The 14,546-nt window shown below is 78.0% G+C and carries 12 protein-coding genes and 1 tRNA gene; 1 reads left to right on the top strand and 12 read right to left on the bottom strand.

Translation table 11 applies throughout. The annotated features are described in order from the left end of the window. Positions 1-16: 16 nt before the first annotated feature. Positions 17-1,528 carry a bifunctional UDP-N-acetylglucosamine diphosphorylase/glucosamine-1-phosphate N-acetyltransferase GlmU gene (gene glmU / locus IEY94_RS11380; RefSeq protein ID WP_189170076.1) on the bottom strand — a complete coding sequence of 504 codons (1,512 nt, stop codon included), beginning with the start codon at positions 1,526-1,528 and terminating at the stop codon, positions 17-19. Between the two features lie 79 nt (positions 1,529-1,607). Continuing rightward, a tRNA-Gln gene (locus IEY94_RS11375) sits at positions 1,608-1,679 on the bottom strand. 133 nt (positions 1,680-1,812) lie between these two features. Here IEY94_RS11375 and IEY94_RS11370 point away from each other — a divergent pair. Next, the gene (locus IEY94_RS11370) at positions 1,813-2,511 is read left to right on the top strand and encodes a TetR/AcrR family transcriptional regulator (protein WP_229783608.1); all 699 of its coding nucleotides are present in this window, start codon (positions 1,813-1,815) and stop codon (positions 2,509-2,511) included. Positions 2,512-2,586: 75 nt separating this feature from the next. Here the strand turns inward: IEY94_RS11370 and IEY94_RS11365 are convergent, their stop codons facing one another. The 10 genes from IEY94_RS11365 to dpgB form a co-directional block, all read right to left on the bottom strand. After that, a complete protein-coding gene (locus IEY94_RS11365; RefSeq protein ID WP_189170075.1) occupies positions 2,587-3,135 on the bottom strand; it encodes a DUF4383 domain-containing protein in 549 nt (182 codons plus the stop codon). Between the two features lie 91 nt (positions 3,136-3,226). Further along, positions 3,227-3,655: a DUF4383 domain-containing protein gene (locus IEY94_RS11360; RefSeq protein WP_189170074.1), complete on the bottom strand. Its 429-nt coding sequence runs from the start codon at positions 3,653-3,655 to the stop codon at positions 3,227-3,229. 82 nt (positions 3,656-3,737) lie between these two features. Continuing rightward, positions 3,738-5,534 (bottom strand): ABC-F family ATP-binding cassette domain-containing protein, encoded by a 1,797-nt coding sequence (locus IEY94_RS11355; protein WP_189170073.1) that lies wholly within the window; start codon positions 5,532-5,534, stop codon positions 3,738-3,740. A 32-nt stretch (positions 5,535-5,566) separates the two neighbouring features. After that, positions 5,567-6,415, bottom strand: a complete 849-nt coding sequence (locus tag IEY94_RS11350; protein ID WP_229783606.1) for a class I SAM-dependent methyltransferase — start codon at positions 6,413-6,415, stop codon at positions 5,567-5,569. A gap of 28 nt (positions 6,416-6,443) precedes the next feature. Further along, positions 6,444-9,506 carry an AfsR/SARP family transcriptional regulator gene (locus IEY94_RS23985; protein ID WP_189170072.1) on the bottom strand — a complete coding sequence of 1,021 codons (3,063 nt, stop codon included), beginning with the start codon at positions 9,504-9,506 and terminating at the stop codon, positions 6,444-6,446. Positions 9,507-9,709: 203 nt separating this feature from the next. Continuing rightward, on the bottom strand, positions 9,710-10,975 hold the full coding sequence (locus IEY94_RS11340) for an MFS transporter (protein ID WP_189170071.1): 1,266 nt from the start codon (positions 10,973-10,975) through the stop codon (positions 9,710-9,712). 26 nt (positions 10,976-11,001) lie between these two features. Next, positions 11,002-11,658: a PadR family transcriptional regulator gene (locus IEY94_RS11335; protein WP_189170070.1), complete on the bottom strand. Its 657-nt coding sequence runs from the start codon at positions 11,656-11,658 to the stop codon at positions 11,002-11,004. 66 nt (positions 11,659-11,724) lie between these two features. Then, the gene (gene dpgD / locus IEY94_RS11330) at positions 11,725-12,525 is read right to left on the bottom strand and encodes an enoyl-CoA-hydratase DpgD (protein WP_189170069.1); all 801 of its coding nucleotides are present in this window, start codon (positions 12,523-12,525) and stop codon (positions 11,725-11,727) included. Positions 12,526-12,529: 4 nt separating this feature from the next. Beyond that, entirely contained in the window at positions 12,530-13,855 is a 1,326-nt protein-coding gene (gene dpgC / locus IEY94_RS11325; RefSeq protein ID WP_229783604.1) for a (3,5-dihydroxyphenyl)acetyl-CoA 1,2-dioxygenase DpgC, read from the bottom strand. After that, positions 13,836-14,510, bottom strand: coding sequence for an enoyl-CoA-hydratase DpgB (gene dpgB / locus IEY94_RS11320; protein ID WP_189170068.1), 675 nt, complete (start codon positions 14,508-14,510; stop codon positions 13,836-13,838). The genes dpgC and dpgB overlap by 20 nt, the downstream gene beginning before the upstream one ends. Positions 14,511-14,546 lie beyond the last annotated feature (36 nt).

Raw genomic sequence — 14,546 nt, 5'->3', positions numbered from 1 at the left:
ATCGATGTGGCACGGGTCACTCGGCGGCGGTCGTCGACCCTTCGGCGGAGTCGCTGCCCGCCGGCCGGTCGGCGTCGCCGCCGCGCGTCGGGTCGGCCGGTGCGCCGCCGCCCGCCGCCAGGTCGGCCGCGTCGGCGGCGGCCGTACCGGGTCGCCGGCGGGCCACCCAGCCGGCGATGTTGCGCTGCTGCCCGCGGGCCACGCCGAGCGCGCCGGGGGGCACGTCCGCCGTGATGACCGAGCCCGCCGCCGTGTACGCGCCGTCACCGACCCGGACGGGCGCGACGAACATGTTGTCCGCCCCCGTCCGCGCGTGCCGGCCGATCACGGTGTGGTGCTTGGCGACGCCGTCGTAGTTGACGAAGACGGTCGCCGCGCCGATGTTGGTGTGCTCGCCGATGGTGGCGTCGCCGACGTACGACAGGTGCGGGACCTTGGCGCCCTCGCCGAGCCGGGCGTTCTTGGTCTCGACGAACGTACCGATCTTGGACTTGCGGCCGAGGACCGAGCCGGGCCGCAGGTACGCGAACGGGCCGACCGACACCTCCTCGCCGACCTCGGCGCCGGTGGCGTGGGTGCGCACCAGCGAGGCGCCCGCGCCGACGACGGTGTCGACCAGGGTGCTGTCCGGGCCGATCCGGGCGCCGGCGCCGACGTGGGTCTCGCCGTAGAGCTGGGTCTGCGCCTCGACCACCGCGTCCCGGCCCAGGCTGACCGTGACGTCGATCCAGGTGGTCGCCGGGTCCAGCAGCGTCACGCCGCTGGTCAGCCAGGCGTGGTTCACCCGGTCGCGCAGGCGGGCGCGCAGGTCGGCGAGCTGGGCCCGGTCGTTGCAGCCGAGCGTCTCGGCCGGGTCGGCCGCGCGGTGGGCGGCCACCCGCTCGCCGGCGCCGACGAGCAGGCCGAGGACGTCGGTCAGGTACTCCTCGCCCTGGTCGTTGTCCGTGGTCAGCTTGCCCAGGGTGGCGGCGAGGTGGGCCGCGTCGAACACGTACAGGCCGGAGTTGACCTCGGTCAGCGCCCGCTGCTCGGCGGTGGCGTCGCGCTCCTCGACGATCCGGTCGAACGCGCCGTCGGCGGCCCGGACGATGCGGCCCAGCCCGTACGGGTCGGGCACCTCCGCGGTGAGCACGGTGGCCGCGGCGCCGGCCTCCTCGTGCGTGCGGACCAGGCCCGCGACGGTCTCCGCGCGCAGCAGCGGGGTGTCGCCGTTGAGGACGACGACCGTGCCCGTCAGCGGCGGGAGCGCGGCCAGCGCCACCCGGACGGCGTGCCCGGTGCCGTTCTGCTGCTCCTGGACGACCGTGCCCGCCGCCGGGGCGACGTCGGCGAGGTGGGCGGTCACCCGGTCGGCGCCGTGGCCGACGACCACGACCGTGCGGGCGGCGCCCAGCGCCGCGGTCGCGGCGAGGACGTGCCCGACGAGGCTGCGGCCGAGCAGCGGGTGCAGCACTTTCGGCAGGTCGGACTTCATCCGCTTGCCCTGCCCGGCCGCGAGAACGATCACCGTGCGCTGGGTCAATGCCATCACCTCGGCGGCCGCCGGGGCCGCGCGTCGGGGCGGCCGGAGCCCGGTTGGTCCGCGGACCGCCGGGTGTGGGAGGAAGCTCGGCCGCCAGGGTTCGAACCTGGAAAACGGGTTCCAAAGACCCGCGTGTTGCCAATTACACCACGGCCGATCGGCGCCGCTCAGCCTAGCGCCTCCCCCGGCCCGCCCGCCCACCCGTGCGCCGCCGGTGGCGGCCGCCGGCGGCGGTCCCGGCGCGGACGGCATGTCCGGCGTACGGGTGAACGGGCTGGCAGGATGGCGGGGTGACGGACACCGACGCACCCCCCGGCGACGACGCGCAGCAGCGGCCCGCCCGCGCGCGGCCGGCGGCGAAGAAGACCGAGTCGCGGGTGCGCATGTCGGCGACCCAGCGGCGCGAGCAACTGATCGCGACCGCCCGCAAGCTGTTCGCCGAGCGCGGCTTCGACGCCACCACGATCGAGGAGGTGGCGGCGCGGGCGAAGGTGTCCAAGCCGGTGGTGTACGAGCACTTCGGCGGCAAGGAGGGCCTGTACGCGGTCGTGGTGGACCGGGAGGTCCGCACGCTGCTGGACCGGATCACCGCCGCGCTGACCGGCGGGCACCCGCGGCGGCTGGTGGAGCAGGCGGCGCTGGCGCTGCTGGACTACATCGAGCAGGAGACCGACGGGTTCCGGGTGCTGGTCCGGGAGTCGCCGCTGGGGTCGTCGTCGGGGACGTTCTCGTCGATCCTGAACGACGTGGCGCACCAGGCCGAGCACATCCTGGGGGCGGAGTTCAAGGCGCGCGGGTACGACCCGAAGCTGGCCGAGCTGTACTCGCAGGCGCTGGTGGGGATGGTCGCGCTGACCGGGCGGTGGTGGCTGGACGTGCGCCGGCCGCGCAAGGAGGCGGTGGCGGCGCACCTGGTGAACATCGCCTGGAACGGCCTGAGCCACCTGGAGGCGCGGCCGACGACGCTGCACACCCGGCACGTCCGCTAGCGCGTCCCGCGCCGCGGGCGCGGCGCGGCCCGGACCGCGCGGCGGTCCACCGTGGAGCGGCGGCCGGGCGCGGGGTCAGGCGAAGCGGTGGGTGCCGTCGGGGCGGCTGCCGTCGGTCGGGCGGTGCGGGTACTCCCCCGTCGTCCACGGGTGCACCGTGTGGTCCATCGCCCGCCGGTGCCGGAACGCGTCCTCGGCGGCGGCCTCGGCCGGCGAGCCGATCCGGTCGTACAGGCCGGCGAGCAGCATCGCCATCCCCATCAGGTACGAGGCGACGCAGGTGGCGACCGAGAAGTTGAGCAGGTTCGCCGGCGTCTGCATCAGGCCGAGCATGGCCACCCCGGCGGCGAGGAAGACGATCCCGCCGACCAGGTTCACCCAGTGGGCGAACCGGTGGCCGAGGACCGCGGCGCTCAGCACCACCCCGCCGACGAGGATCGAGAGCAGGGCGAAGGCCGGGTTGGTCCGCAGCCCGAGCGCCCACAGGTCGGCCCGGCTGAACAGCGGCTCGCCCCACGAGGCGAACAGGCCGACCACGCCGAAGGCGAAGACGTACCCGCCCACGATCCCGGCGAACGCCCGGAACACCTCGCGGAGCGGGTGGTTGACCGGCATGTGCAGCATGGCTGACCTCCCCCGATGCGACTACGGGGAGGGGTACCCGGCCCGGGCCGTCCCAACCCCGGCACGGCGGCCGGGGCGGGCGGCGGCGGGGTCAGGCGCGGGCGGTGCTGACCCGGCTGTACAGGCCGGCGACCAGCAGGACCGTGCCCGCCAGGAAGATCACGACACAGCCGGTGATGGTGGCGTTGATGATGTTGCCGTCGGTCTGCATGACCGCGACGGCGGCCAGGCCGACGACGAACAGCAGGTACCCGAGCCACTGGTACAGCCGGGCGTCGACATTGCGGCCGATCGCCGTGGCGGCCAGCGCGACCAGGCCGGCGACCAGGGCCAGGACCGAGAATGCGAGGTTCGTCTTCACCCCGAACACGGTCGCCGACAGCCGGTCGAAGGCGCCCGCGTCCGCGGTCTCGACCAGGCCGAGCACCCCGAACACGACCAGGAACAGGCCGGTCAGGCCGGCGAGCGTCCGGTGCAGCGGACGCAGCGGGTGGTTCTCGACGGTGGGATGCGACGACATGCGGTACTCCCGAACGGGTCAAGGGGTGTGCGGTGGCCAATTCTTGCGTACGGACGCGCCGGTGGCGCCGCGACCCCCGCGGCTACCCCTCGGGCAGCCGCTCGGCCAGCTCCAGCCACTCGGCCTCCGTCGCCTCCCGTTCGGCGGCCAGTGCCTTGAGCTGAGCGTCCAGGTCGGCGAGCCGGGCCAGGTCGGCCGCCGCGGCGCCGGCCTGCTCCTGCAACGCCGCCTCGCGGGTGGCCAGCTTCCCCAGGTGCCGCTCCAGCCGCGCCAGCTCCTTGCGCCCCGCGCGCGCCTCGCCGGCCGACAGGCCCGGCGCGGCGGGCGCGGCCGGGTCGGCGGCGGGCGCCGCGGGGGTCGGGGCGGTGCCGGCGACCCGGGCGAGGTACTCGTCGATGCCGCCGGGCAGGTGGGTGACCCGGCCGTCGCCGAACAGCGCGTACACGCTGTCGGCGACCCGCTCGATCAGGTACCGGTCGTGGCTGGCCACCACGATCGTGCCCGGCCACGAGTCGAGCAGGTCCTCGAGCGCGGCCAGGGTGTCGGTGTCCAGGTCGTTGGTCGGCTCGTCCAGCAGCAGGACGTTCGGCTCGGCGGCCAGCAGCCGCAGCAGTTGCAGGCGGCGGCGCTCGCCGCCGGACAGGTCGGCCACCGGCGTCCACAGCCGGCGGTCGGTGAAGCCGAACACCTCGGCGAGCTGCGCCGCGGACATGTCCCGGCCGCCGAGGGTGACCCGCCGGGCGACCTCCTCGACGGCCTCGAGCAGCCGCAGGTTGCCGGGCAGCTCGGCCAGCTCCTGGGAGAGGAAGGCCGGCCGGACCGTCGACCCGGCCGTGAACCGGCCCCCGTCGGTACCCCGCTGGCCGGCGAGCAGCCGCAGCAGCGTGGTCTTGCCGGCGCCGTTCGGGCCGAGCAGCGCGAACCGGTCCCCCGGCCCGACGTGCCAGGACACCCCGCGCAGGATCGGCTTCGGGCCGGCGTCGAGGTCGACGTCCGCCAGCTCGTACACCTGGCGGCCCAGCCGGGCGGTGGCGAGCCGCTGGAGCGACACGGTGTCCCGGACCGGCGGCACGTCCGCGATGAGCGCGTTGGCCGCGTCGATCCGGAACCGCGGCTTCGACGTCCGGGCCGGCGGGCCGCGGCGCAGCCAGGCGATCTCCTTGCGCAGCAGGTTCTGCCGGCGCGCCTCGGTCGCCGCGGCCACCCGCTGCCGCTCGGCCCGGGCGAGCGTCCAGGCGGCGTACCCGCCCTCGTACGCGCGCACCGTCCGGTCGGCGACCTCCCAGGTCAGTGTGCACACCTCGTCCAGGAACCAGCGGTCGTGGGTGACCACCAGCAGCGCGCCGCGGCGCCCGCGCAGGTGCGCGGCGAGCCAGGCCACGCCGGCGACGTCCAGGTGGTTGGTCGGCTCGTCGAGGATGAGCAGGTCGGAGCCGCGGACCAGCAGCGCGGCCAGCGCCACCCGGCGCCGCTCGCCGCCGGACATCGGGCCGACCGGGGTGTCCAGCCCCAGGTACCCCATGCCGAGGCCGTCGAGGATCGTCCGGACGCCGGCGTCGCCGGCCCACTCGTGCTCGGCGCCCATCGACTCGGGCAGCCACGCGGTACCGAGCACGACGTCCCGGACGGTGGCGGCGGGGTTCAGGTCGAGGGTCTGCGGCAGCCAGGCCACCCGCAGGTCGCGGCGGTGGGTGACCCGGCCGGCGTCGGGCTCCTCCTGCCGGGTCAGCAGGCGCAGCAGGGTGGTCTTGCCGGAGCCGTTGAGGCCGACCACGCCGATGCGGTCGTCGTCGGCGACGCCGAGGGAGACGTCGGTGAGCAGGGGGCCGACGGGGCCGTAGCCCTTGGCGACGCGGTCCAGATTGACGATGTTGGCCATAGGGCGCCCAGCCTAGCCGCGCCGGGCGGCGGTCACCGGCGCGGCGTGGGCCAGACGCGGATCTCGGTGGGCGGCAGGTGCTCGGCGAACCGGCCGCCCGGGGCCGCGGCGCGCAGCAGCGCGCGCAGGTCGCCCTCGAACGCCGCGGCGCGGTCGCCGAACAGGTGCGGGGCCGAGTCGGACCGGGAGAACGCCCACGCCACCAGGTCGTCGGCGCTGCGGTCGCGCACCTGCCCGGCCGGGACCACGTACCGGCGGCGCTCGGGGAAGCCGGCGCCGGCGATGACCGCGTCCTCCCCGTCCGGCGTGCCGCCGGCGATCCGGCCGCGGCCCGCCCGGCGCACCGGGCCGAGGTGCCGGCGGACCAGCGCGGCGATCGCCGGGTACGGCGGCGCCGGCCGCGGCAGCGGGGTCGCCGCGGGCGGCGGGTCCTTCAGGTCGGCGACGTGCACCAGCGCGCCGCCGGGCGCCAGCATCCGCCGCGCCGCCGCGGCCACCGCCGCCCGGTCCAGCCAGTGGAACGACGAGGCGAACAGGATCACCCGGAACGTGCCGAGGCCGGCGGGCAGGTCCTCGGCGCGGGCCCGGACCCAGCGCACCGCCGGCCCGGCCGGCGGCCCGGCGGCGGCGCGGCGGGCGGCCTCGGCGAGCATGCCGCGGTCCGGGTCGAGACCGACGGCGCCGGCGAACAGCGGGGCCAGGGCGAGCGTCACGTGGCCGGGGCCGCAGCCGACGTCCAGCAGCTCGCCCCGGCCGTCGAGGTCGAGGGCGGCGCGCAGCGCGTCGATCCAGCCCGGCGCGTACGGCAGGCGGCCGCGCACGTAGTACGGCGCGGCCCCGGCGAACAGCGACTCGTCCCACTCCCAGCCGTCGATCACCACACAGCCCTCCCGGGGTCGGGCCGGCGGGTCAGGCCGGGCAGGGGCCGTGCAGGAGCGGTGCCGGTGGCTGGCGGACGTCCGGCAGGGCGCCGTCGCGCAGCAGCGGCCGCCGCTGCCCCCCGTGCCGGGCGATCGAGGCGGTGAACTCCTCCACCGCCGCCCGGCCCGCGCCGCTGCCCGTACGGGCGAACAGGCCGCGGGCCTCGCGCAGGTACTCCTCCGCCCGCGGGAAGTCGCGCCGGACCGCGCTGTAGCCGGCCAGCCGGTACATCATCGTGGCCATGCCGAGCCGGTCGCCGGCCGCGCTCGCGGCGATCAGCGCGACCATCAGCAGCTCGCGCCACTCGGCCAGGTACCGGCCCGCCCGCAGCAGCGGGGAGATGCCGCTGACCAGGTCCCAGCAGACGGCGGCGCGGCCGTCCCTGGCGGCGCGCTTGGCGACCGCGGTCAGCGCCGCGCGCTCGCCCGCGAACCAGGACGCCGGGGATGCCGCCAGCCGGGCCAGCACGGTCTCGCCGAGCGGGTACCGCGGCGCCGGCCCGCGCAGCGCGCTGCCCGGGTCGGCGGGCTGGTCCCGGCCGATGTGGTCGACGACGGACAGCCAGGCGCCGAAGTATCGGTCCCGGGCCGCGGCGAGCGCCCCCGGCTCCTCCTCGGCGGCGGCCCGCTCGCGGGCGCACAGCCGGACCAGCGGGTGCAGCCGGAACCGGGCCGGGTCGGCCGCCCCGGCGATGTCGACGAGCCGGGCGTCGAAGAGGTGTTCGAGCAGGGCCTCGCTGCGGGCCGGGCGGACGTCCAGCACCGCCGCCGCCAGCCAGGCGTTCGTCTCGGCCAGGTCGAGGTCGCCGAGGCGGCCGAGGAGGCGGCGGGCGTCGGCCGGCAGCGCGGCGGCGTCGCGGGTGAGGGTCGTGCGGACGTCCAGGTCGCGGTACCGGAGCTGGTCCAGCCGGGCGCTCTCGTCGCGCAGCCGGCCGGCGAGCTTGGCCAGGCTCCAGTGCGGCTTGGCGGCCAGCCGGGCGCCGACGACGCGCAGCGCGAGCGGCAGCCGGCCGCACTGCTCGGCCAGTTCGGCCGCGGCGGCGGGCTCGGCCCGGACGCGGTCCGGGCCGGCGAGGCGGCCGAGCAGGTCGAGGGCCGCCGGCTCGGGCAGGAGGTCGAGGCGGAGCGCGGGCGCGCCGAGGGTGGCGCCGGGGTGGCCGCGGCCGGTGAGCAGGACCGCGCAGTGCCGGCCGGCGGGGACCAGCGGGCGGACGCCGTCGTCGCCCGCGGCGTCGTCGAGGACGACGAGGACGCGGCGCTCGGCGAGGACGTCGCGGTACAGGTCGGCCCGCTCGGCGAGGGTGCCCGGTACCGCGGCGGCGGCGACGCCGAGGGCGCGCAGGAAGCGGCCGAGCACCTCGTACGGGTCGGCCTCGGCGCCGGCCGGGTCGCGCAGGTCGGCGTAGAGCTGGCCGTCCGGGAAGGCGGCGCGCAGGCGGTGGGCGACGTGCAGGGACAGGGCGGTCTTGCCGATGCCGGCGGGGCCGACGACGGCGGCGACGGCGACCCGGCCGGGGTCGGCCGCGGTGAGCAGCCGGCACAGCTCGGCGACCTCGTCGGCGCGGCCGGTGAAGTCGGGGGCGGCCGGGGCGAGCAGGTGCGGTACGGCGGCGGCGGTCGCGGCCTCGGGTTCGGGCCCGCCGGGGCCGGCGCCGGCCGGGGTCGGGTGGGCGGGCGGCGCGGCCGGGGTCGGTGCGGGCCGGTGCAGCGGTGCCGCCGCCGGGTCGGCGACCGGTGCCGGCGGTCGCCCGGCCGCGAGGCCGGGTCGGGCGGCCGGCGGGGCCGCGGTTGCGGAATGTTGCGATGACTCGGCCGGGATTGCCGGGTGTTGCGGGTCGGCGATCCCCGGCGCGGGCACCGAACCCACAGTGGACGGATCGTGCGCGGGCCACACCGGGCCGGCGGGCGCAGCGGTGCGCTCCGGTGCGGCCGGAGCCGAGCGGGCAGCGGGGGCCGGGACCCGGGTCGAGTCCGGGGCCGGGCGGGCAGCCGGGCGGGCGGCTGCGGCCGCGGCGGGCGGAGCCGCGGGGTGTGGGGTCGCGCCGGCCGGAGCCGCGGGGTGTGGGGTCGCGCCGGCCGGAGCGGCGGGGTGTGGGGTCGCGCCGGCCGGAACGGCGGGGTGTGGGGTCGGGCGGCGCAGGTCGGCCGCGTCGGTCCGTTCGGCCGCGCGCTGTCGCGGTACCGCGACCCGCCGCGCGGCCGGCGCGGCCGATGCCGCCGCCGCCGACGCCGCCGAAGCGGCCGCCGCCGGGGCCGGCGGCACGGACGGGCGCTGCGCCGACACCGACGGCGCCGCCGGGCCGCCCTCGCCCTCCGGGTCGGTGTCGCGGAGGATCGCCAGGTGCAGCCGCTGCACCTCCGGCTGCGGGTCCACCCCGAACTCGTCGGCGAGCCAGCGCCGCCACCGCTCGTAGTACGCGAGCGCCTCCGCGTTGCGACCGACCCGGCGCAGCGCGATCATGAGCTGCCCGACCAGCCGCTCCCGGGCCGGGTTGACCCGGGCGGTGGCGAGCAGCTCGTCGACGATCCGGTGCTGGTTGCCGGAGCGCAGCTCGGCGTCGAACAGGTCCTCGGTGGCGGTCAGCCGGGCCGATTCGAGGCCCTGGCACAGCGTGGTGCACAGCTCGCCGCCGACGTCGCCGCCGAGTACCGGGCCGCGCCACAGGTCGAGCGCGCGGCGCAGGGTGCGGGCCGCGGCGGCCGCGTCCGGCTCGGCCCGGGCGGCGCGGACGAGGGTGCGGAAGTGCCGGGCGTCGACGGCGGTGGGCGCGGATTCGAGCAGGTACCCGCCGCTGCGCGTGTGCAGCCGGACGTCCGCGGAGCCGGCGCCGTGCAGGACCGCGCGCAGCTCGCTGATCCGGGTCTGCACGACCGCCCGGGCCTGGCGCGGCGGCGCGGTACCCCAGAGCAGGTCGATGAGGTGGCTGGCCGAGACCAGCTCGTCGGCGCGCAGCGCGAGGATGCCGAGGATCAGCCGCTGCTGCCGCCGGGCCAGCCGCAGGGGCTGGCCGTCGTGCTCCACTTCGACCGGACCCAGTACGCGAATTCTCACCCGGACCCCCCGACTACCCGCCGCTGGGGTGACGCTACCCTCCGATACGCCGCCGGGGCATCCGCCACGTGCCACCCCGATCGGCGCCCGGGTGCGGCCGGCGGGGATGATCGCTTGTACAGATCGGACACTCGCGGCACCGCCGCGGGCGGCCTTAGCGCCCGATTTCGCACTCTGTCCGATTGGATCGGACGTGATGAGGATCACTCCACACTGGCACCCGGCCACTGGGTAGCGCGGATGCGCGGATCGGTGAACGCGCGGGCCACCGCGAGCGCCAGCACGCCGGCCAGGACCGGGATCGCGTACGCGGCGGGCAGGTGCTCCAGCAGCAGGCCGGAGCCGAGGACGCCGACCGACGCGCCCGCCCCGAGCACGGTCATGAACGCGGTGACCGCCCGCCCGCGCTGGCCGTCCGGGACCTGGCGGAAGATCAGGATGTCCACGAGCACCCGCATCGACGGGCCGCCCAGGCCGAGCAGGAACAGCGCGGTCGCCAGCCACCACGCGCCCCACGGCAGGGCCAGCGCGGCGATCAGCACGACGGCCGTACCGCCGAGCCAGAGCATCAGCGCGCCCGGCCGCAGCGCGCGGTGCAGCGGCTTGACGAGGACCGTACCGGCGAGGCCGCCCAGCGCCAGCCCCACCGAGGTGAGGCCGATCATCGTCGCGGACGCGCCCTCGCGGCGCAGCAGCACGATGACGACGAGCAGCAGCGGCGCGGTGACCATGTTCAGCGCGGCGGCGAACAGCGTGCCGTGCCGCAGTACCGGCGACGCCCACAGCAGCCGCAGCCCGGCCAGCGCCCGGCCGAGCAGCGGCCCCCCCTCGGGCTCCGGGCGGGCGGCGGGCGCGGGCGGCCGGACGAACAGCGCGCAGACCAGCGACACCGCGAACGCGACCGCCGTGGCCAGGAACGGCAGGGCGAGCGCGGTCGCGTACAGCAGGCCGCCCAGCGGCGGGCCGCCCAGGCCGACGGCGTGGCTGCGCACCTCCTCCCGGGTCAGCGCGGCGGTGAGCTGCCGCGGCGGGACCACCGCCCGGACCAGCAGCATCCGGGCCGACCCGCCGAGCGGCGCGACCGCGCCGATCAGCACGGCCACGGCGAGCAGGTGCGGCAGCGTGACGGCGTCGCGCAGGACGGCGACGAGCACGCTGGTCGCGGCGAGTACCCGGACCGTCTCCATGATCACCAGCAGCCGGCGCCGGTCGTGCGCGTCGGCCAGCGCGCCCGCGGGCAGGCCGACCAGCAGCGCCACGAAGAGCTGCACGCCGCCGAACGCGCCCGCCCACGCGGGCGAGCCGGTCAGGCCGAGGATCACCAGCGGGTACGCGAGGTCGGTGATCTCCTTGCCGAGGAAGGCGAACGCCGAGCCGCCCCAGAGGAGCTGGAAGTTGCGGTTGCGGCGCAGCGGGGGGTCGGGCTCGGCCGCGCCGGGGGCGGGCGGGGCCACGGGCTGGCCGGTCATCGGCCCTCCAATCGGGACGGTGCGGGTCACGGCGCGCGGCCGGGGTCACCGGCGGCGGGAGCGCCCGGGAAGGCGGCGGCCGGCCGGCCGGTGTCGGGGTGGTCGCCGGCCGGGGGATCGGCGGCGGCCGGGAGGTCGTCGGCGAGGATGCGGTACAGGTCGCGGCGGGCGGCGTCCAGCAGCCGCCGGGCGTGCGCGCGCTGGTCCGGCGTGCCGTCCTCGACCAGCAGGGTCACCGCGGCGCGCAGCCGCTCGTACGCCCCGGTCAGCTCGGGCACCCCGGCCGCGGGCGGCGCGAACGCCGGCGCCGGCGGCGCGTCGGCCGCGGCGGCGGCCGCCGCCCGGCCGCGCTCGGTGAGGTGGCAGCGGCGCTCGCGGCCGGCGCCGGTGGTGGTCAGCAGTCCCTCCTCCGCCAACTGGGCGAGTGTCGGGTACACCGAGCCGGGGCTCGGCCGCCAGGTGCCGCCGCTGCGCTCGGCGATGGCGCGGATGAGCTGGTACCCGTTGCGCGGCCCGTCGGCGAGCAGCGCCAGCAGGGTGGCCCGGACGTCGCCCTTGCGCACCCGGCCGCCGCGGCGCGGCCCGGCCGGCGGGGGCGGCGGCGGGGGTGCGGGCGGCAGCGGCGGGAGGGGCGGCGGCGGGTCGCCGGCCCACTCGCCGGGACCCACGTGCACGTGCGGCATCGGCCACCTCCGAACGTACGGCGATGCATCAACGATATATCGCTATGGCGGCCGCGAACAGCCCCGTCAGCGGGCCCGCCACGCCGGGTCCCGCTTCTCCACGAACGCCCGCGGCCCCTCGACCGCGTCCAGGCTCGCCGACCGGCGCTCCTCCGCCGGGTACCGGGCGGCGAACGCCTCCGCCAGCGACAGATCGACCGAGCGCAGCGCCGCCTCCTTGATCGCCCGGACCGCCAGCGGCGCGCTGCGCAGCAGGTCGTCCACCCAGCCGGCCACGCACTCGTCCAGTGCGTCGGCGGGGACGACGTCGTTGACCAGCCCGAGCTGCATCGCCCGCGACGCCGAGATCCGCCGGCCGGTCAGCAGGTACCCCAGCGCGGTGCGCAGCGGGAGCTGCCGGGCCAGCCGGAACACCCCGCCCGCGCCGGGCACCAGGCCCAGCCGCGCCTCCGGCAGCCCGAACACCGCATGCTGCGAGGCCACGATCACGTCGCAGGCCAGCGCCAGCTCGAAGCCGCCGCCGAGGGCGTACCCGTGCACCCGGGCGACGATCGGCTTGGTCAGCCCGAACCGCTCGGTGAGCCGCGGCCAGCCGGGCTGACCGTTGCTGCCGAACGTGCCGCCCGGCCCGCCCGCGCGGTCCCGCTCGGCCCGCTCGCGCAGGTCCTGGCCGGTGGAGAACGCCCGGTCGCCGGCCCCGGTCAGCACCGCCACCCACAGGTCGTCGTCCGCCTCGAAGTCGTCCCAGACCCGGCCCAGCTCGGCGTGCATGGCGAGGTCCATCGCGTTCAGCACGGCCGGGCGGTTCAGCGTCACGTACGCCACCCGGCCGCGCTTCTCGTACCGCACCCGCGGCTCGTCGGCCACCGCGTCAGCCCGCCAGCGCCCCGGCCGGCGCGGGCGCCGCGCCCGCCGCGAACCGGCCGACCCGGCCGAGCACGTCCGCGCTGTGCATCCGCCGGGCCTGCTGGAGCGCGAACTCCGCGACGTACCGGCGGAACAGCTCCGGCGGCTCGTCGGCGAGGTTGAGCATCCGCCGGTTGGTGACCACCGCCGCGCCGTCGAGCAGCGCCACCCCGGCCTCGACCGCGCGGTCCAGGTCGGCCGCCGGCACCACCTCGTCGAACAGCAGCGCGCCGGCCGGCTCGGCCGCCGCGATCCGGCGGCCGGCCAGCACGATCTGCCGGGCGAGCCGGCTGCCGACCGCCCGGCCGAGCCGCAGGTTGGCGCAGCCGGGGATGATCCCCTCGGCGGCGGCGGGCAGGCTGAAGTACGCGTCCCGCTCCGCCACCACCCGGTCGCAGGCCAGCAGGAGCTGGGCGCCGCCGCCGATGGCGAACGTGTCCACCGCCGCCAGCCACGGCTTCTGCACGTCCGGCTCGGCCGGGTCGTCGCCGCTGAGGCCGTGCACGAGCTTGGCGACGTACCCCAGCTCGCGGCGCAGCAGGAAGCCGGTGAACGAGATCCGGCCGGCGTGCAGGCTCTTGAGGTTGATCCCCGCGCTGAACACCCGGCGGCCGGCGTACTTGGGGTGGGTCATCACGCCGCCGCGCAGCACCCCGACCCGGACCGCGGGCGACAGCAGCGCCAGGTCGACCGCGGTCTCCATGTCGTCGACCTGCTCGTCGTCCTCGGCGTTGAGGCAGTCGGCGCGCTGCATGGTCAGGTGCGCGGCGCCGGCCCGGACCTCCACCCGGACGCTGCGCAGGTCCACCGCGCCGGCCGCGGCGAGCCGCGGCAGCAGCTCCCGGGCCCGGGCGGTGGGCCGGCGCTGGGCGGCCACCAGGTGCGGCCCGGCGCCGTCGGCGGCGAGCAGGTGCCCGTACACGATGCCCTGGTCCACCTCCCAGCCGCGCTTGGCCGCCGGCGGGCGCTCCCGCTCCGCGGCCAGCTCGGCCGGGCCCGGCAGCAGGCCGGGCACCGCGTCGGCGAGCGCCGCGCCGAGGGCCGCCAGGTCCAGCGCGCGGGTGCGGCCCGCGGTGACCTCGTCGTACAGGCGGTCGGTGTGCGCCCGCAGGAACCCGGCCTTCACCCGGCGGGCGGCCCGCTGCACGGCGGCGACGGCCTCGTGCTCCCGGGTCGACCGGCGCTCCGGCGGGGCGAGGCCGGCCAGCAGCTCGTCCACCGCCGCCGCGGCGGCCGTGACCTCGCGGGCGGCCGGCAGCGCGCCGACCGGCTCAGGCGAACGCCGCGACACCGGGCACCCCCTCCCCCGCGGCCCGGCGCAGCAGCCGGTCGCAGGCGGCGAGGTGGCGGCCGAGCGCCTCCTCGAACGTGGTGGTCGTCGCGTCGAGCATGAGCTGCCGCCGGACGGCCACCTCCGCGCCGCCGGCGCCGCTCAGCTCGCGGACCGCCGCGGCGACCGCGGCGGCGGGCGCGGCGGCCACCTCGTCGACCAGGTCCAGCTCCGCCGCCCGGGCCGCCGGGATCGGCGCGCCGAACAGGACGGACCGCCGGACCCGGGCGTACCCGGCCTGGTTGACCAGCCGGTACAGGCCCATCCCCGGCCACACCCCGCCGGCGCCGGCCGGCAGGTGCAGCCGGGACCCGGCCGCGGCGATCCGGTGGTCGGTGGCGAGCAGCGCCTCGACGGCGGTGCCGCCGCAGTCCCCGGCCACCGCGGCGACGGTGGGCGCGGGGAGGCGTTCGAGCCGGCGCAGGACGCGCTCCCACTTGTTCACCAGGCCGATCGCCGGGCGCTGCGCGGGCGGCCCGGCCGGGGCGCCGGACAGGTGGAGCACCGGTACGGTGCCGGCCGGCGCGTCGGCCACCCGGTCCAGGAACGCGTCGAGGTCGGCGACGAGGTCGGCGTCCAGCGGCCGCCCGCCGTCGATGCTGTGCTGGAGCTGCATGTCGTCTCCCGGGGTCGGTCGGGGCGCGGAGCGCGG

The sequence above is a fragment of the Pilimelia anulata genome (assembly GCF_014647895.1).
GTDB classification, from domain to species: Bacteria; Actinomycetota; Actinomycetes; order Mycobacteriales; family Micromonosporaceae; genus Pilimelia; species Pilimelia anulata.
The sequence above is the reverse complement of the archived record's forward strand: the minus strand, read 5'-3'. Positions and strand labels throughout refer to the sequence as shown.

Excerpts from the sequence above, each read along its gene's own strand:
- IEY94_RS11355 (WP_189170073.1), bottom strand. The coding sequence starts at position 5,534 with ATGGCCAACATCGTCAATCTGGACCGCGTCGCCAAGGGCTACGGCCCC.
- IEY94_RS11365 (WP_189170075.1), bottom strand. The coding sequence starts at position 3,135 with ATGCTGCACATGCCGGTCAACCACCCGCTCCGCGAGGTGTTCCGGGCG.
- dpgB (WP_189170068.1), bottom strand. The coding sequence starts at position 14,510 with ATGCAGCTCCAGCACAGCATCGACGGCGGGCGGCCGCTGGACGCCGAC.
- glmU (WP_189170076.1), bottom strand. The coding sequence starts at position 1,528 with ATGGCATTGACCCAGCGCACGGTGATCGTTCTCGCGGCCGGGCAGGGC.
- IEY94_RS11340 (WP_189170071.1), bottom strand. The coding sequence starts at position 10,975 with ATGACCGGCCAGCCCGTGGCCCCGCCCGCCCCCGGCGCGGCCGAGCCC.
- IEY94_RS11360 (WP_189170074.1), bottom strand. The coding sequence starts at position 3,655 with ATGTCGTCGCATCCCACCGTCGAGAACCACCCGCTGCGTCCGCTGCAC.
- IEY94_RS11335 (WP_189170070.1), bottom strand. The coding sequence starts at position 11,658 with ATGCCGCACGTGCACGTGGGTCCCGGCGAGTGGGCCGGCGACCCGCCG.